The organism is Streptomyces barringtoniae, from assembly GCF_020819595.1.
GTDB classification, from domain to species: domain Bacteria; phylum Actinomycetota; class Actinomycetes; order Streptomycetales; family Streptomycetaceae; genus Streptomyces; species Streptomyces barringtoniae.
In genome coordinates, this window is sequence record NZ_JAJHNP010000004.1 from 59,563 (window position 1) to 75,605 (window position 16,043).

17 protein-coding genes are annotated in these 16,043 nt (G+C 71.1%); 8 read left to right on the forward strand and 9 right to left on the reverse strand.

Annotated features, from left to right (window positions below; all coding sequences use genetic code 11):
• Positions 1–173 precede the first annotated feature (173 nt).
• Complete coding sequence (locus tag LMU33_RS07380) at positions 174–3,647, forward strand: DNA polymerase III subunit alpha (protein ID WP_228618474.1); 3,474 nt, start codon at positions 174–176, stop codon at positions 3,645–3,647.
• The gene (locus LMU33_RS07385) at positions 3,644–4,657 is read left to right on the forward strand and encodes a DNA polymerase Y family protein (protein WP_228618476.1); all 1,014 of its coding nucleotides are present in this window, start codon (positions 3,644–3,646) and stop codon (positions 4,655–4,657) included. Before LMU33_RS07380 ends, LMU33_RS07385 begins: the two co-directional genes overlap by 4 nt.
• Here the strand turns inward: LMU33_RS07385 and LMU33_RS07390 are convergent.
• The gene (locus LMU33_RS07390) at positions 4,635–5,009 is read right to left on the reverse strand and encodes a cupin domain-containing protein (protein ID WP_228618477.1); all 375 of its coding nucleotides are present in this window, start codon (positions 5,007–5,009) and stop codon (positions 4,635–4,637) included. The genes LMU33_RS07385 and LMU33_RS07390 overlap by 23 nt on opposite strands.
• A gap of 86 nt (positions 5,010–5,095) precedes the next feature.
• Between LMU33_RS07390 and LMU33_RS07395 the strand changes: the two genes are divergently transcribed.
• Positions 5,096–5,542, forward strand: coding sequence for a MarR family winged helix-turn-helix transcriptional regulator (locus LMU33_RS07395; RefSeq protein WP_228618479.1), 447 nt, complete (start codon positions 5,096–5,098; stop codon positions 5,540–5,542).
• A gap of 167 nt (positions 5,543–5,709) precedes the next feature.
• Positions 5,710–6,573, forward strand: coding sequence for an esterase/lipase family protein (locus LMU33_RS07400; protein ID WP_228618481.1), 864 nt, complete (start codon positions 5,710–5,712; stop codon positions 6,571–6,573).
• A gap of 50 nt (positions 6,574–6,623) precedes the next feature.
• On the opposite strand, the gene LMU33_RS07405 is transcribed toward LMU33_RS07400, so the two are convergent.
• From LMU33_RS07405 to LMU33_RS07415, 3 genes are all read right to left on the reverse strand, one after another.
• A complete protein-coding gene (locus LMU33_RS07405) occupies positions 6,624–7,586 on the reverse strand; it encodes a lytic polysaccharide monooxygenase auxiliary activity family 9 protein (protein WP_228618482.1) in 963 nt (320 codons plus the stop codon).
• Positions 7,587–7,876: 290 nt separating this feature from the next.
• The gene (locus LMU33_RS07410; protein WP_228618484.1) at positions 7,877–8,707 is read right to left on the reverse strand and encodes an FkbM family methyltransferase; all 831 of its coding nucleotides are present in this window, start codon (positions 8,705–8,707) and stop codon (positions 7,877–7,879) included.
• A 102-nt stretch (positions 8,708–8,809) separates the two neighbouring features.
• Positions 8,810–9,385, reverse strand: coding sequence for a CGNR zinc finger domain-containing protein (locus tag LMU33_RS07415; protein ID WP_228618486.1), 576 nt, complete (start codon positions 9,383–9,385; stop codon positions 8,810–8,812).
• A gap of 103 nt (positions 9,386–9,488) precedes the next feature.
• Here LMU33_RS07415 and LMU33_RS07420 point away from each other — a divergent pair, with 103 nt between their 5' ends.
• Together LMU33_RS07420 and LMU33_RS07425 are read left to right on the forward strand one after the other, a co-directional pair.
• On the forward strand, positions 9,489–10,661 hold the full coding sequence (locus tag LMU33_RS07420; protein WP_228618488.1) for an epoxide hydrolase family protein: 1,173 nt from the start codon (positions 9,489–9,491) through the stop codon (positions 10,659–10,661).
• A gap of 75 nt (positions 10,662–10,736) precedes the next feature.
• Positions 10,737–11,195 (forward strand): GNAT family N-acetyltransferase, encoded by a 459-nt coding sequence (locus LMU33_RS07425; RefSeq protein ID WP_228618489.1) that lies wholly within the window; start codon positions 10,737–10,739, stop codon positions 11,193–11,195.
• 13 nt (positions 11,196–11,208) lie between these two features.
• Here LMU33_RS07425 and LMU33_RS41350 read toward each other — a convergent pair whose 3' ends face one another.
• A complete protein-coding gene (locus tag LMU33_RS41350) occupies positions 11,209–11,343 on the reverse strand; it encodes a hypothetical protein (RefSeq protein WP_283844101.1) in 135 nt (44 codons plus the stop codon).
• 112 nt (positions 11,344–11,455) lie between these two features.
• Here LMU33_RS41350 and LMU33_RS07430 point away from each other — a divergent pair, with 112 nt between their 5' ends.
• Positions 11,456–12,079: a class I SAM-dependent methyltransferase gene (locus LMU33_RS07430; protein WP_228618491.1), complete on the forward strand. Its 624-nt coding sequence runs from the start codon at positions 11,456–11,458 to the stop codon at positions 12,077–12,079.
• Between the two features lie 88 nt (positions 12,080–12,167).
• On the opposite strand, the gene LMU33_RS07435 is transcribed toward LMU33_RS07430, so the two are convergent.
• Positions 12,168–12,668, reverse strand: a complete 501-nt coding sequence (locus LMU33_RS07435) for a ribonuclease FAU-1 family protein (RefSeq protein WP_228618493.1) — start codon at positions 12,666–12,668, stop codon at positions 12,168–12,170.
• Complete coding sequence (locus LMU33_RS07440; RefSeq protein WP_228618495.1) at positions 12,649–13,578, reverse strand: GNAT family N-acetyltransferase; 930 nt, start codon at positions 13,576–13,578, stop codon at positions 12,649–12,651. The genes LMU33_RS07435 and LMU33_RS07440 overlap by 20 nt, the downstream gene beginning before the upstream one ends.
• Before the next feature lie 71 nt (positions 13,579–13,649).
• On the opposite strand from LMU33_RS07440, the gene LMU33_RS07445 reads away from it, so the two are divergent.
• Complete coding sequence (locus LMU33_RS07445; protein ID WP_228618496.1) at positions 13,650–14,018, forward strand: GntR family transcriptional regulator; 369 nt, start codon at positions 13,650–13,652, stop codon at positions 14,016–14,018.
• 3 nt (positions 14,019–14,021) lie between these two features.
• On the opposite strand, the gene LMU33_RS07450 is transcribed toward LMU33_RS07445, so the two are convergent.
• Together LMU33_RS07450 and LMU33_RS07455 are read right to left on the reverse strand one after the other, a co-directional pair.
• Positions 14,022–14,792 carry a DUF72 domain-containing protein gene (locus tag LMU33_RS07450; RefSeq protein WP_228618498.1) on the reverse strand — a complete coding sequence of 257 codons (771 nt, stop codon included), beginning with the start codon at positions 14,790–14,792 and terminating at the stop codon, positions 14,022–14,024.
• Positions 14,793–14,807: 15 nt separating this feature from the next.
• Positions 14,808–15,917 carry a DUF5925 domain-containing protein gene (locus LMU33_RS07455; RefSeq protein ID WP_228618499.1) on the reverse strand — a complete coding sequence of 370 codons (1,110 nt, stop codon included), beginning with the start codon at positions 15,915–15,917 and terminating at the stop codon, positions 14,808–14,810.
• Between the last annotated feature and the right edge of the window lie 126 nt (positions 15,918–16,043).

Here is a 16,043-nt window from a genome sequence, read left to right on the forward strand (position 1 = left end):
GGGGCGGGGCTCCGTGCTGGGTGTCGCGGGTGACCAGCGTCAGGGCGTTTGCGCAGGTGAGGGACGGTCTCGCGGATGTCGTACACACGTTCGAGAATGGGGGTATGGTGGAGGTGGAAGTAGGGAACTGATGTTCGAGAGCCGTTCGGGGCTCACGAGTGCGGGAGGTGCGTGTGCCGGGCTTCGCGCATCTGCACACCGTCTCCGGGTTCTCCCTGAAGTACGGGGCATCCCATCCGGAGCGGCTGGCCGAGCGCGCCTCGGAGCGGGGGATGGACGCGCTCGCCCTCACCGATCGGGACACCGTCGCGGGGGTGGTGCGCTTCGCCAAGGCCTGCGCCGGGGTGGGGGTGCGGCCGGTCTTCGGGGTGGATCTGGCGGTGGGCGAGGCCGAGGCCGTACGGGCCGTGCGGGGGAGGCGGCGGGTACCGGTGCGTGGTGGTGCCTTCGTGGACGAGTCGGCTCCGCGTGTCACCTATCTCGCCCGGAATGCCCGAGGATGGGCAGACCTGTGCCGGATCATCACGGCGGCGCACAGGAGCGGGGACGCCCCCCTGCTGCCCTGGCCCGACAATCACGGCGACGGCCTGACCGTCCTGCTCGGTCCCGGGTCGGATGTGGGGCGGGCCCTTGTCGCGGGGCGTCCCGACCGGGCCGCACGGCTTCTCGGGGCGTGGCGCGAGGTCTACGGCGACGCCTTGCGGCTGGAGGCTGTGTGGCACGGGCGTGCGGGCACGGGGCCCGGGTCCCTGCGGCTCGCCGCCCGTACCGTCGGGTTCGCCGCCGAGCAGGGCGTACGGCCGGTGCTCAGCAACGCCGTGCGGTACGCCGATCCCGGGGCGGGGCCCGTTGCCGATGTGCTGGATGCCGCGCGGCGGCTGGTTCCGATCGACCCGCGCGGGGAGCTGGACTCCGGTGAGGCCTGGCTGAAGGACGCACAGGCCATGCTGCAGGTCGCCGAGCGGGTCGTGGAGGCTGCCGGGTACCGGCGGGACACCGCCCACCGGCTGCTGGAGCAGACCCTGGCCACGGCCGCCGAGTGCCGGGTCGACCCCGAGGAGGATCTCGGCATCGGGACCGTTCACTTTCCCGAGGCGCATCTGGTGGGTGCCGGGCGGCGCACCGCCCAGCGGGCCCTTGCCTCGCGGGCGGTGGCCGGGATGGTGCGGCTCGGGTACGGCGGGCGGCGCGAGTACTGGGAGCGGATGCACCACGAGCTGGACGTCATCGCCCATCACGGCTTCGCCTCCTACTTCCTGACGGTGGCCCAAGTGGTCGATGACGTACGGGAGATGGGGATCCGGGTGGCCGCTCGCGGTTCCGGTGCGGGCTCCCTCGTCAATCACCTTCTGGGGATCGCGCACGCCGATCCGGTCGAGCACGGGTTGCTGATGGAGCGCTTCCTCTCCAAGGAGCGTGTGGTGCTGCCCGACATCGACATCGACGTGGAGTCCGCGCGCCGGCTGGAGGTCTACCGGGCGATCATCGGCCGGTTCGGCACCGAGCGGGTCGCGACCGTGTCCATGCCGGAGACCTACCGGGTGCGGCATGCCATCCGGGACGTGGGCGCCGCCCTGTCCATGGATCCGGGTGAGATCGACCGGATGGCCAAGTCCTTTCCGCACATCCGGGCCCGGGACGCGCGCGCCGCGCTGGAGGAGCTGCCGGAGCTGAAGCAGCTCGCGAGGGAGCTTCAGCGGGGAGGGGAGAAGTACGGCAGGCTGTGGGAGCTCGTCGAGGCGCTCGACGCCCTGCCCCGCGGGGTCGCCATGCATCCGTGCGGGGTGCTGCTGTCCGACGCCTCGCTTCTCGCCCGTACGCCGGTGGTGCCGACCAGCGGTGAGGGGCTGCCCATGTCGCAGTTCGACAAGGAGGACGTGGAGGACCTCGGGCTGCTCAAGCTCGATGTGCTGGGCGTGCGGATGCAGTCGGCCATGGCGCACGCGGTCGCCGAGGTGGAGCGGGTGACGGGCGAGCGGATCGACCTGGACGCGGTGCCGCCGGGGGACCCGGAGACGTACCGGCTGATCCGTTCCACCGAGACGCTGGGCTGCTTCCAGATCGAGTCGCCCGGTCAGCGGGACCTGGTGGGGCGGCTGCAGCCGAGCACCTTCCACGACCTGGTCGTGGACATCTCGCTGTTCCGGCCCGGGCCCGTCGCCGCCGACATGGTGCGGCCGTTCATCGAGGCGCGGCACGGGCGGGCGCCGGTGCGCTGTCCGCACCCGGATCTGGAAGAGGCGCTGAAGGGGACGTACGGCGTCGTCGTCTTCCACGAGCAGGTCATCGACATCGTCGCCATCATGACCGGATGCGGCCGGGGCGAGGCCGACAGGGTGCGGCGGGGGTTGTCCGACCCGGAGTCGCAGGGGCGGATCAAGGTGTGGTTCGCGCAGCAGGCCGCGGCCAGGGGGTATGGGGCGGAAACGATTCAGCGGACCTGGGAGATCGTGGAGGCCTTCGGGTCCTACGGGTTCTGCAAGGCGCACGCCGTCGCCTTCGCCGTACCGACCTACCAGTCGGCCTGGCTGAAGGCCCATCATCCGGCGGCCTTCTACGCCGGGCTGCTCACGCACGACCCCGGGATGTATCCGAAGCGGCTGCTGCTGGCGGACGCGCGGCGGCGCGGGGTGCCGATCCTGCCGTTGGACGTGAACGTGTCCGGGGTCGCACACAGGATCGAACTGGTGTCTGAATCCCCTGGAGTGTGGGGACTTCGGCTCGCCCTCTCCGACGTGCACGGCATCAGCGAGGCCGAGGCGAAGAGGATCGCGGACGGGCAGCCGTACGCCTCCCTGGTGGACTTCTGGGAGCGGGCGCGGCCGAGCCGGCCGCTGGCGCAAAGACTCGCCCAGGTCGGGGCCTTGGACGCCTTCGGCGCCAACCGGCGCGATCTGCAGCTGCACCTGACCGAGCTGCACCGGGGCGCCCGGGGCGGTGGCGGCGGTCAGCTGCCTCCCCCACTGCTTAACGTGTGGGAGGTGCCCCCAGCGGGCGGGCGGAAGACCGCGCCGGCGGGCCTGCCGGACCTGACGTCGGCGGAACGGCTCAGCGCCGAGCTGGGTGTGCTGTCCATGGACGCCTCGCGCAATCTGATGGACGACCACCGGGAGTTCCTCAGGGAGCTGGGCGTGGTCTCCGCGCGCAGGCTGCGCGAGGCGCGGCACGGCGAGACCGTGCTGGTCGCGGGCGCCAAGGCGGCCACCCAGACCCCGCCGATCCGCTCCGGCAAGCGGGTCATCTTCTCCACGCTGGACGACGGCACGGGGCTGGTCGACCTGGCGTTCTTCGACGACTCGCACGACGCCTGCGCGCACACCGTCTTCCACTCCTGGCTGCTGCTGGTGCGCGGAGTGGTGCAGCGGCGCGGCCCGCGCAGCCTGAGCGTGGTGGGTTCCGCCGCCTGGAACCTCGCCGAGCTGGTCGAGCTGCGCGCCGAGGGCGGGCTCGAGGAGGTGGCGGCGCGGCTCGCGGAGCCGGTGGCCGAGGGCGCGGGTGGCGATCCGACCGGTGGGCGGCGGATCCAGCTGCCGACCGGATACCAGATGCATCCGTGGGCCGACCTGCGGCCCGCGGGACAGGAGGCCGCACAAGGGCCTGCTGCCGTACGGAAGTTGTGGCACCAGAGTCCGGGGAGTGCGGGATGACCATTCTCTGCGTACGTTTCCAGCTGCCGCCGATGCACGAGGCGGCCCTGCCGGGACTGCTCGGGTTGCTGGAGGACTTCACCCCGGTCGTGGAGGCGCTGCCGCCGGACGGGGCGCTGGCCGATCTGCGCGGTGCCGAGCGGTACTTCGGGCGCAGCGCGGTGGAGCTGGCCTCGGTGATCCGGGTGCGGGCCCTCGCGTTGTACGGCGTCGACTGTGTGATCGGCGCCGGTCCCGGCCCGATGCTGGCCCGCGTGGCGCTGCAGGGCGCCCGGCCCGGGGTGACGTGTGCCGTGCCCGAGGACCCGGACGGCATCGCGGAGTTCCTCGCCGAGCGGCCCGTGTCCGCGCTGCCCGGAGTCGGCACGGCGACCACCCGCACCCTGAGCGAGTACGGCCTGGACACCCTGGGCCTGGTCGCCGCCGCGCCGCTGTCCACGCTCCAGCGGCTCATCGGCGCGAAGGCCGGCCGCGAGCTGCGCGAGAAGGCGAGCGGCATCGACCGGGGCCGGGTCGTGCCGAACGCCGTGTCGCGGTCGCTGGCCACGGAACGCGCCTTCGACCTCGACGAACTGGACCCCGACCGGCACCGCAGGGCGCTGCTGTCCGCCGCCGAGGAGCTCGGCGCCCGGCTGCGCGCGGTGCAGAAGGTCTGCCGCACCCTGACCCTCACCGTGCGCTACGCCGACCGGTCCTCGACCACCCGCAGCCGCACCCTGAAGGAGCCGACCGCGCACTCGGCGGCCCTGACCAGGGCGGCCTACGGCATGTACGAGGCGCTCGGCCTGCAGCGCGCCCGGGTCCGCGCGCTCGCCCTGCGCGCCGAGGGTCTGGCCCCCGCCGACCAGGCCTCCTATCAGCTCACCTTCGACCCCGTGGACGAGAAGGCCCGCCGTATCGAGGAGGTCGCGGACCGCGCGCGGGCGAAGTTCGGGCCCAGGGCGGTGATGCCGGGGGCGCTGGGGCGTGGCGGCGGCTCCACGTCGGTCAGTTGGCCCAGGGCGGCGTGAGGCGGGTGCCGTCGGCCAGCTCCGCCTCCAGGCCGACGGAGGTGGTGACCCAGGAGAGCGCGGTGTGATCGGTCGGGTTCTCCAGGGCGAGGGTCGTACCGGGGTTGACGATCACCGTGTCACCGGCGGAGATCCGCTCGGTTCGACCGTCGAGCGTGACCAGCAGTTCCCCGACGAGCAGATGGAAGATCTCCTCACGGTTGACGGTGTGCGCGGGCGCCTTGGTGCCGGCCGGAATCTCCCCGCGCCAGGCGCAGAGCTCCTTGCTCCCGGTGAGCGGGGTGGCGTACGAGACGAAGCGGGCGCCGTGGATCTCATGGGTGGTGGCCTCGGACGAGCGGACGACGGGCATGGCGTGATCTCCGTTCGAGTGGTCAAGTGGCTTGACTATATGGTCAAGCTGCTTGACCAACATGTCAAGGGTGTTTCAATGCCTCCGTGTACAACTCCGAAGCCATGGCCCTGTCCGCCGCCCTGCTCGCCGTCGCCGGCGACCTCACGCAACGCATCCATGACGGGGTGACGGCGCGCGGGTTCGCCGATCTGCGGCCGGCCCACGGCTTCGCCTTCGCGCGGCTCGCCCCGGACGGGGCCACCGTCACCGACCTCGCGGTGCACCTCGGGGTGACCAAGCAGGCCGCGAGCCAGCTGGTGGACGAGATCGTGCGGAAGGGATACGCGGAGCGGCGGCCGCATCCGCAGGACGCGCGGGCCCGGCTGGTCGTGCTGACCGAGCGCGGGTGGGCCTGCACCCGGGCGGCGGAGGCGGCGGCGGCCGAGGTCGTGAGCGGGTGGGCGGGGCTGCTGGGCGAGGGGGAAGTGCGCGCGCTGGGGGAGCGTTTGGCGCGGATCGCTCCCTATGGTCCGATCAAGCCCGCCTGGTGACGGTCCGTCAGCGTTCGGCGGCACTCTGGTTATCACTGGAAGTTTTTACTGACGCGTAACTTCACACGTGTGCTACTCGCCCGTAACTTGACGAATGAACAGCATCCTCGTGATCCGGATCACAGGGCAAGGCCCCCACCTCCCTTGAGCCGCAAGGAGATCACACGATGCTGCCTTGGAAACGAGCGCTCAGACCGCTCGCCGCGCTGCTCCTCACCGCTGCCGTCGCCACCGTTCCCGCCGCAACGGCCGCCGCCGCAGACACCGCCCCCAGCAGTGGCTGGAACGACTTCTCCTGCCAGCCCTCCGCCGCCCACCCCCGTCCGGTCGTCCTGGTGCACGGCACCCTGGGCAACTCGGTCGACAACTGGCTCTCCCTCGCCCCGTACCTGAAGGACCGCGGATACTGCGTCTACTCCCTGGACTACGGCCGGCTGACCGGCGTCCCCCTCTTCTACGGCCTCGGCCCCATCGACAAGTCCGCCGAGCAGCTGTCGGCCTTCGTGGACAGGGTGCTCGCCGCGACCGGAGCCGCCAAGGCCGACCTGGTCGGGCACTCCCAGGGCGGCATGATGCCCCGCTACTACCTGAAGTTCCTCGGCGGAGCCGCCAAGGTGAACGCCCTCGTCGGCCTGGCCCCGGACAACCACGGTGCCACGCTGAGCGGCCTGACCAACCTGCTGCCGTACTTCCCCGGCGCCTCGGACCTGATCAAGGCCACGACCCCCGGCCTCGCCGACCAGATCCCCGGCTCCGACTTCCTCGCCAAGCTCAACGCGGGCGGCGACACCGTCCCCGGAGTGCACTACACGGTCGTCGCCACCAAGTACGACGAGGTGGCCACCCCCTGGCAGAGCCAGTACCTGAGCGGTTCGGACGTCCACAACGTCCTGCTCCAGGACCTGTGCCCGCTCGACCTCTCCGAGCACGTCGCCATCGGCCTGTTCGACCGCATCGCCTTCCACGAGGTGGCCAACGCGCTCGACCCGCCCCACGCCACCGCCACCACCTGCGCGTCCGCGTTCAGCTGACGTGCCGCCGGGGCCTGTCCGGCCTGAGCCGCCGGACAGGCCCCGGAACCTCAGCGGCGGTGGGCGCCACCCGTCGCGCGCCGCCGCACCGACAGGAACAGCGCCGCCGAACCGAGAGCCAGCGCCGCCGCGCCGCCGATCGCCACGTAGGCGGTGCCGGCCGAGGCGCCGGTCTCCGCGAGGTCGCGCGAAGTACCGGCCGCCTTCGGCGCGTTGGGCGCGCTGGAGGGCTGCTGTGCGGGGGCGGTCGTCTCGTCACCGCCCCGACCGTGGTGCCGCATCGTCGACTTGCCGGCACCGTCCGCGATCTGCCGGTCGGAGGGCGCGGAGGCGGCCGGCGCGGGCTCGGTACCGGTGTTTCCCCGATGGCCGCCGCCGAAGTCCACGTCCGAACAGGAGTAGAACGCCTCCGGGCTGTCCGAGCGCTGCCAGATCGCATACAGCAGCTGCCGGCCGGACCGTTCGGGAAGCGTGCCGGAGAACGTGTAGAAGCCGCCCGCGGCGACCGGGTCGGTGACCGTCGCCACCGGATGTCCCAGATCCAGCTCGGACCAGGCCAGCGGCTTGGCAGGGTCGTAACCGGGCTTGGTGAGATAGACCTTGAAGGTCCCCTTGTGCGGCGCCGTCACCCGGTACTTGAAGGTGTACGACCCGCCGTGCACGCCGGTCGCCGGCCAGTCGGCGCGGGCCAGGTCCAGGCCCTTGAACTCCTCGTTGTTCGCGCTGCACAGCCTGCCGTCCGGGATCAGCTTCCGATGCTGTCCGGCGGCGTCGCCGATCCGGATGCCGTTCCAGTCGTACAGCGCCTGCGTGCCGCCGGCCGCCACGGCCGCCTTGCACGCGGCCGACTTCGGATTCTCCGGACCTTCCGCATAGCACTGCGAGACACGGCTGACCGGATCGCCCATCGAACCGTGCGCGGAGGCCGGGGCAGCGGCGAGCACGGTCAGGGCGAGGGGCGGTAGACCGAGCGCGGCGACGGCGGCGGCCGTGCGGCGGGCACGAGCGGGCATACGGAACTCCTCGGAAAGACGGTCCCTCGGCGGGGCGGGAACCCGTGGGGGTGATCCGAAGCTAGCCCCAGAAAACCGCGAAATCGCCTGCTGGAGAGGGCTGGAGGAGATCCTTATGGTGCCGTTAAGGCCGGACTAACCGGGGGCTCAGGAAGAGGGGGAGCGACCGCCCTGCCCAGCTGCGCCCGAGCAGCCCTGCCGTCCGTTGCGGTCCGTGTTCGTCCGCAGTCGGACGCCTCCGTCGCGACGCAGCGGGCAGACAGAACCAGAGGCTGCGGGGTGCTGCGCGCTCAGGGCCTGACCGCGAACACCATGCCGATGTCGCCGGCCTGCTGCACCGGGTCCTGCTCGGTGCTGACCGTGAAGCCGTGCGCGAGGAGGACCTCGCAGACCGTGTCGCGGTTCTGCTGCCAGCGCTCCACCTCGACGACGGCCTGGCGGACAAGCGGCCAATGCCGTTCCTCGATGCCTCTGAGCACATCGAGTTCGGCGCCTTCCACATCGACCTTGAGCAGGTCGATGTGGTCGATGCCCTGCTCGTCGAGCGCTGATGACAAGGGCCTGACCTTCACCCGGTGCGTCTCAAGCCGTCGCATCACCCGCAGCTTGCGGCTGACGAGAAGGGCGAGGACGGGAGCGGGTACGCGGCGCAGGACCGGTCCCAGGCCGCCCTGGCGGATCATTTCGACGACGCTGGCGGTGACCCGCCGCCGCTCAGCCTCGATGTTCCCCTGGTCCCGCGAGGAGGACGAGAAGATCGTGGCGGCCGGAACGTAGCTGAAATCGAGCTCCTCGTCACGGGACGCCAGGCCGTAAGGGAGCGCGGTCAGGCGTCCGTTGAAGAACTCGCGAGCGTTGCGTTCGAGTGTCGCGTGCAGTGGCGGCACCGGTTCGAAGGCGTAGATCCGCACGTCCCCGTCCAGCCGCTCATAGACGGCCGCCGAGAACACACCGATGTTGGCGCCCACGTCGAGCACCGTCGCGCCCGGGGTGCACTCGACGCCGTGGGTGAAGTAGCCGCCCACCTCCTCGCGCAGGAAGGACGCCTCCCAACGATTGATACTGTGCAGTTCAATCGCTTTCATGGCCATGACAATGTGATGTATCAGGGTTGGAGCCAACAATCCAGCCCGCAGGCCTCACATCGGGCCGGGGATCAGAGAGGCCGGGGTTTGGCGCGGTTGTGGCACGAACCTCTGCCGTGCTGGGTAGCGGGATAACGATCAGTCCGCTGATCTGGGGTTTTTGCGCTGGTTGGCATTGAAGCGTGCTTTCTTCTGACGATTCCCGCACGTGTTCATGTCACACCATTTGCGGGTGCGGCTCTGGCTGGTGTCGAAGAAGGCGGCTTGGCAGGTTGGTGATGCGCACAAGGCCAATTTTCCGTCTCGTTCGCCTGCGATGATGCTGATCGCGTCGGCGGCGATCACGCTGAGGGCATCTTCCACGCAGGAAGCCGAGCTGAGCCGCCATCGCCGCTTGCCCTCGGGCGTCAGGACGGCCGCGGCTCGACCCTGAGCGCTGCAGTCATTGATGACTTGGACAGCGGAGGCAGGGAGAGTGTCCTGGATCGCGGCCGCTGTCGCGGCGGCGTGAATCGACTCCCTCAGTTCCCGAGCGAGGTCGAGCTGGGCAGGGGTGCAGGAGTCCACGGCGAGGCCGCTCACCGCCAGCCAGTCGACGAGTCGCTGCGGCGTGGGAATGCGCTCCACGGCGTCGCCGTGACGCTCCGACAGAGTCCCCGTGAAGCTGGTCGCCAGCACCTTACCGAGGCGGAAGTCGGGGAACGCAGGACGCATGGAACCACCTTAGCCGGTTGCGGCGTGGCTCGGAGAACTGCTAGAACCGCCTTAGCCGGTTCGCGATGGATCGTAGCCGGTTCCCCGACGGTCAGGAGGTCTCATGCCCCGTCCAACCGGCGACGTGCAAGCATTTGAAACCCACGCAACCGACGCTGACCTCGACGATCTACGCGCGCGACTGGCCGCGGCGCGGCTACCGGAGGCTGAGACGGTCTATCGCGCCGGGCCCGACCCTCGCCGATGGGAACAGGGCGTTCCTCTCGCCGACCTCGTCGATGCCGTGAACTACTGGCGCACCGGGTACAACTGGCGGTCGTTCGAAGCGCGCCTCAACCGGATCGGCCAGTTCCGCACGACCATCGATGATCTGGGAATCCACTTTCTGCACCGCCGATCCGTGCGCGCAGATGCCACTCCTCTGATCTTGACGCACGGGTGGCCGGGCAGCATTGCCGAGTTCATCGATGTAGTGGACGAACTGGCAGATCCGAAAGATGCAGACGCGCCGGCGTTCCACGTCGTGGTCCCGTCGCTGCCGGGCTTTGGTTACAGCGACAAGCCGGCCACCACCGGGTGGGGAACCGAAAAGATCGCGGCCGCATGGGTGGAGCTGATGGGAAGGCTCGGCTACAGCGAGTTCGTAGCCCACGGCGGCGACTGGGGAGGAAATATCACCACGGTTCTCGGCGGCAGGTTCCCGGCGCACGTTCTCGGCATCCACACATTGTTCGCGGAGGCGCCGCCCGGGCTGACAACGGACGGGCTGACGGCGGTCGAGCGCAAGTGGACCGAGGAAACCCGCGATTTCTGGCGCCACCGCGCGGCGTACGCGAAGCAGCAGGCGACCCGACCGCAGACCATCGGCTACTCGCTCGTCGACTCACCGGTCGGGCTTCTTGCCTGGATCCTCGACAAGTTCGCCGAGTGGTCAGACACCGAAGACAGCCCGTTCGAGAAGATTTCCAGAGACCGCGTTCTTGACGACGTCACCCTGTATTGGCTGACGCGGACCGGCGCATCGGCGGCCCGCATCTACTACGAAAGTCACAACTCGTTGGACCCCGAACTCCGGGTCGACGTCCCGTCGGCAATCACTATGTATCCCCGCGATATCGAGAAGTGTCCGCGCCCCTGGGCGCAGGAGCGGTACCGGCAGATCGTCCGATGGAGGTCGCCCGAAGCCGGGGGGCATTTTCCGTCGCTGGAGGTTCCCGGGTATTTCGTCAAAGATCTGCAAGAGGGCCTCGCGGCGGTGCTGGCCGCCAATCGGTGAACGCGGCCGGGTGCCGGCACTCGATCACCGTCCAAGGACGCGCCCAGGCTGCGCTCGGACAGATAGCGTGCGCCCATGACCGAAGAGATCCCGGAGCGTGTCCGGCCCGCTGTCGTCGACGACGTGCCGGCCGTCAAGGCCGTGACGGACGCGGCCTACCGGCACTACATCGAGCGCATCGGGGTGGTGCCACAGCCCATGGAGACGGACCACGCCGCGAACGTGGCCGCCGGGAAGGTGTTCGTCACGGGAGAGCCCGTCGACGGGCTGGTCGTGATCGAGGCGTTCGCCGGCCATCTGTTCCTGGACAGCATCGCCGTCCGCCCCGGCGCCCACGGCACGGGCGTCGGACGGCGGCTGCTGCGTTTCGTCGAGGCACGCGCGCGTGAGCTGGGCCTCGGCGAGATCAGGCTCTACACGAACGCGTTGATGTGGGAGAACCGGAGGATCTATCCGAAGTACGGATACGAGGTCGTGGAACGCCGCGTCGACGGGCCCTACGACCGCATCCACTACCGCAAGCGGCTGGACTGACGGCCCCGGCGGTTCAACCGTCGGGCCACCAGGTGCGTGCGACGTCCTTGCGCACTTCGGGGCGCCCGCAGGGGCGCTCCTCCGCCTCGTCGCGGATCCGGCGGCCGTCCGTCCTCTTCAGGGGCTTCTGCACGGTTGTGCGGCGCATGACTGCCTCCTTCAGCGCCTACCGAGTTTCCGTGTTGTCACGGAGGTAGACGCTTTTGGCGAGAGTTCCTCATCGGAGCCGGGTTGTCAGTGGCGGCTGTCACTCTTCGGGTATGACGAACGTGAACGACGACACGGTTGCGGCGGGTGCCCCGGAAGTCGACTGGGACGCCGAGGCCGACGCCTTCGACGACGAGCCCGACCACGGTCTGCGCGACTCCGGGATCCGTGCGGCCTGGGCGGACCGGCTCCGTTCCTGGCTGCCCGAGCGCCCCGCCGACCTCCTCGACCTGGGCTGCGGCACCGGCAGCCTGTCGCTCCTCGCGGCCGAACAGGGACACCGGGTGACCGGCGTGGACTCCTCCCCGGCCATGGTCGAGCGGGCCCGCGCCAAGCTCGCCGGGCGCGACGCGGTGGTCCTGCGCGGGGAGGCCGCCGCCCCGCCGGTCGGGGAGCAGCGCTTCGACGTGGTCCTCGTACGGCATGTGCTCTGGACCCTGCCGGAGCCCGGCCGGGCCCTGCGGCACTGGCGGGACCTGCTGCGCCCCGGAGGCCGCCTCGTCCTGGTGGAGGGCGTCTGGGGCACCCTGCACCCCGTGGGCATACCCGCCGCCCGCCTCACCGCGCTGCTCGCACCGCTGAGCCCGGACGTGCGCGTGGAGCGACTGTCCGGCGACCCGGTGCTGTGGGGCAAGGCCGTGGCGGACGAGCGGTACGCGGTGGTGGCGAGGGTGTGAGAGCGGGGGCCTGGAGCCGTCGCCGACTGTGCGGCGGCCCGCGCCGGGCGTGAGCCGGCGTGTGCCGGGCGGGCGGTGGCCGAGGGTGTCAGCACAGCAACTCCTCGAAGCCGCCGGCGCGGGCCAGCGCCTCCAGCTCGTCCAGGGCGGCCAGCGCGGCGGACGCGGCCTCCGGGTCCCTCTGCGTCAGCCCGCTCTCCGCGAACTCGTCCTCGTCCAGCCGCCGTACGTCCGTGCCGTCGGCGGAGCGCCACAGGTCCAGGTCGAGGTCCTCCACGACCAGTTCACCGCCGGTGCGGACCGCCGGGCGGGTGACGTCGCAGTACCAGCCCTTCACGGTGCCGTCGGCGGCGCGCACCTCCTTCACCGAGTACCAGCGGTTCCGCCAGTAGTACTCGGTGAAGACATCGCCCGCCTCGAAGCGGACGAAGCCGAAGTCGCGGTCGCCGGAGCCCGCCCAGGGCGCGCGTACGGTGATGCGGGTGCCGTCGTCGCCGAGCAGCTCGGCCGGGTAACGGATCTTCGTCCGGCCCGCCTTGACCAGGACGATGTCCAGCGGGGCCGCCGGTTCAGCCGAGTTCGCGGACATAGCGCACCTCCGCCGCACAGATCCCGTACCCGAGCCACTTGTTGACCGCGAGCATCGGGCCGTTCCCGGAGTCGTTGCCCGTGAAGGCCTCCCGGAACCCGGCGGCACGGGCCCGGTGCAGGGAGTGGGCCTTGACGAGCTTGGCCAGGCCGCGGCCCCGCTGGGCGCGCACGGTGCCGGTCATCGCGGTGGAGTAGCGGGTACCCCCGTCGGTGTAGGCCACGCTGAAGGCGACCGGACGGCCGTCGACACAGGCCGCCACCGTCAGCTCGCGGTCCAGCAGCGGATGCTTCCAGTACTGCTCGATCCAGGCTTCGTAGTCCGTGTACTCGAAGTCGACGTCGCCCGGTTCGTCCAGCATGGTCTCCGCGTCCAGCTCGAACAGCGGCCGCGGGTCGTCCGCGAAGTCCGCGGCCGTGCGCAGCTCGACGCCCGGCGGGGTCGCAGGGACGGCGGGGAGGCCGGCGTCCGCCAGGTCGAGGCGGAGGAAGTGGGCGGACCGGCTGCCGTGATAGCCGTGCCGTTCCGCGAAGGCGCGGTTGGCCGGCTCGTCGAGGACCCAGCTGAGCAGCCTGGTCGCACCCTGGGCGGCGAGGTACTCCTCGGCCGCCCGCAGCAGCAGCCCGCCGGCGCCGCGACCGGTCCGGTCCGGCCGCACGTAGATGTTCAGCAGGCCCTGGCCCGGCTCGGTGCTGTCGTGGGCCAGATGGACCTGGGCGGTGCCGATCACCTCGCCGTCCTCCTCCGCGACCAGCGGGCGGTAGCGGGCCTCGGGGGGCATGTGGGCGGCGTTGTGACGCACCGAGTCCGAGGTGAACAGGATGTAGGGCAGGGCGAGATGGCGGACCCGGGCGAACCCCTCGGTGTCGGCCGGCACATCGGGTCGCAGGTCGCGCACGATCACTGTCATGGGTAGGCACCGTAGGCGCAGGCGTGCCGGGGATGCCTCCGATTTTCCGGCGGGTGCGGGACAATCGGCCCGTGAGCCTGAAGATCCGCATCGATGACAGCGCGCCCCCGTACGAGCAGGTGCGAGCGCAGATTTCCGAGCAGGCGCGGTCCGGGGCACTGCCGGTGGGGTACCGGCTGCCGACCGTGCGGGGGCTGGCCGAGTCCCTGGGCCTCGCGGTGAACACGGTGGCCAAGGCGTACCGGGCGCTGGAGAGCGACGGGGTGATCGAGACGCGGGGGCGCAACGGAACGTTCGTGGCTGCCGCCGGCTCGGCCGCGGAACGCGAGGCTTCCCTGGCCGCTCAGGCGTACGCGGAGCGTGTGCGGCGGTTGGGGCTCGGGGAGCCGGAGGCGCTGGCCGCCGTACGGGATGCCCTGCGGGCGGCCTACGGGGGCTGAGGGTCAGCGCAGTTTCGCCGGCTCCGGGATCCGTGTCACCCTCAGCCCCGCCCGTCCCGCCGCCCTCCCGAACGTCACCGCGTCCCGCACCGCCGCACCCCCCGGATCGTTGTTGAAGTACGCGTACACGTCCTGCCCCCGCTCCCAGGTCGTCGCGATGCGGTCGACCCACGTCTCCAGGGACCGCTTGCCGTAGTGGGGCCAGGGGTGGGCGCGGCCCTGGTGGAAGCGGACGTAGCCCCAGTCGGTGGTGCGCCACAGCGGGGTGACCGGGCGGGCCAGGACGTCCGCCCAGCACAGGGCCGCGCCCCGGGCCGACAGGACGTCCCGCACCTGTGCCGTCCACCAGGAGTCGTGGCGCGGTTCGACCGCGACCCGCGTACCGGAGGGGAAGCAGGCCAGGCAGGCGTCCAGGAGCGCGGGGTCGGCGCGCAGGGTCGGGGGGAGCTGGAGGAGGACCGGGCCCAGGCGGTCGCCGAGGCCCGCCGCGTGGCTCATCAGGCGGTGAACCGGTTCCTCGGGCTCCTTCAGGCGCTTGATGTGGGTCAGATAACGGCTGGCCTTGACCGCGACCGTGAAGTCCTCCGGGACCCGGTCCCGCCACGCCTCGAAGTTCTCGCGGGAGGGGAGGCGGTAGAACGCGTTGTTGATCTCCACCGTCGCGAAGAGGCGCGTGTACTCCTCCAGCCACAGCCGTGCCGGGACCCCGGCCGGATAGACGAGGTCCCGCCAGTCCTTGTACTGCCACCCGGAGGTGCCGACCAACAAGGTCACAGCACCATCAAAGCACTACAGGTACAGGCCCGCGTCCGCGCCGTCCCGCGCCCCGGGCACCGAGGTCGGTGACGTGCCCCGGCGCAGTGCGAACAGCTCGGCCAGCGTCGCCCCGTCCCGGCCGACGGCCTCCTCCCGGCCGTCGGCCTCGCCGCCGAGCCAGCTCACCGCCTCCCGCTGGGTCAGCCTGCCCACCTCGATGCGGGCCAGACAGCGGCCGGGGCGGACCACGGCCGGGTGCAGACGCTCCAGGTCCTCGTTGGTGGTGACGCCGACCAGGACGTTGCGGCCCTGGCCGAGCAGGCCGTCGGTGAGGTTCAGCAGCCGGGACAGGGCCTGGCCCGCCGTGTGCTTGGCCTCGCCGCGGATCAGTTCGTCGCAGTCCTCCAGCAGCAGAAGACGCCAGCGGCCCTTGCCCGCCGAGTCCTCCTCGCCGATCGCGATGTCCATCAGATAGCCGACGTCGGAGAAGAGGCGTTCGGGGTCCAGGACGCAGTCCACCTGACACCAGTCGCGCCAGGAACGGGCCAGGGTGCGCAGGGCGGAGGTCTTGCCGGTGCCCGGCGGGCCGTGGAGGAGGAGCAGCCGGCCCGCGATGTCCTCCGGGGTCGTCTTCATCAGGCGGTCCATCGCCTCCGCCACCGGTGCCGTGTAGTTGGGCCGGACCTCCTCCCAGGTGCCCGCGGAGATCTGCCGGGTGGTGCGGTGCGGGCCGCGCCTGGGGGAGACGTACCAGAAGCCCATCGTGACGTTCTCGGGCTGTGGCTCGGGCTCGTCGGCGGCGCCGTCCGTGGCCTGGTCGAGGACCTTCTTGGCCAGTTCGGCGCTGGTCGCGGTCACCGTGACGTCCGCGCCGCGGTTCCAGCGGGAGACGAGCAGGGTCCAGCCGTCACCCTCGGCGAGGGTGGCGCTGCGGTCCTCGTCGCGGGCGACCCGGAGGACGCGCGCGCCGTCGGGCAGCAGGGTCGCGCCGGTACGGACGCGGTCGATGTTCGCCGCGTGCGAGTACGGCTGCTCGCCCGTCGCGAAGCGGCCGAGGAACAGCGCGTCGACGACGTCGGACGGCGAGTCGGAGTCGTCGACGTTGAGCCGGATCGGCAGAGCGTCGTGCGGGTTAGCAGACATGCGGCCATGATCCGCCACCGGTGCGCTCCGCGCACGGCATTTCCTCCCCTTGTTCCGGGTGTTCCAAGACTGTTCCGGGTGTTCCCAAGACCTGCCCGAGGCGCCGCTTCCGCCGCTACCGTTGTC

Bases quoted from the DNA above. Each gene is read 5' to 3' on its own strand.
- LMU33_RS07385 (WP_228618476.1), top strand. From the start codon at position 3,644: ATGACCATTCTCTGCGTACGTTTCCAGCTGCCGCCGATGCACGAGGCG.
- LMU33_RS07390 (WP_228618477.1), bottom strand. From the start codon at position 5,009: ATGCCCGTCGTCCGCTCGTCCGAGGCCACCACCCATGAGATCCACGGC.
- LMU33_RS07400 (WP_228618481.1), top strand. From the start codon at position 5,710: ATGCTGCCTTGGAAACGAGCGCTCAGACCGCTCGCCGCGCTGCTCCTC.
- LMU33_RS07405 (WP_228618482.1), bottom strand. From the start codon at position 7,586: ATGCCCGCTCGTGCCCGCCGCACGGCCGCCGCCGTCGCCGCGCTCGGT.
- LMU33_RS07415 (WP_228618486.1), bottom strand. From the start codon at position 9,385: ATGCGTCCTGCGTTCCCCGACTTCCGCCTCGGTAAGGTGCTGGCGACC.
- LMU33_RS07420 (WP_228618488.1), top strand. From the start codon at position 9,489: ATGCCCCGTCCAACCGGCGACGTGCAAGCATTTGAAACCCACGCAACC.
- LMU33_RS07425 (WP_228618489.1), top strand. From the start codon at position 10,737: ATGACCGAAGAGATCCCGGAGCGTGTCCGGCCCGCTGTCGTCGACGAC.
- LMU33_RS41350 (WP_283844101.1), bottom strand. From the start codon at position 11,343: ATGCGCCGCACAACCGTGCAGAAGCCCCTGAAGAGGACGGACGGCCGC.
- LMU33_RS07430 (WP_228618491.1), top strand. From the start codon at position 11,456: ATGACGAACGTGAACGACGACACGGTTGCGGCGGGTGCCCCGGAAGTC.
- LMU33_RS07435 (WP_228618493.1), bottom strand. From the start codon at position 12,668: ATGTCCGCGAACTCGGCTGAACCGGCGGCCCCGCTGGACATCGTCCTG.
- LMU33_RS07440 (WP_228618495.1), bottom strand. From the start codon at position 13,578: ATGACAGTGATCGTGCGCGACCTGCGACCCGATGTGCCGGCCGACACC.
- LMU33_RS07455 (WP_228618499.1), bottom strand. From the start codon at position 15,917: ATGTCTGCTAACCCGCACGACGCTCTGCCGATCCGGCTCAACGTCGAC.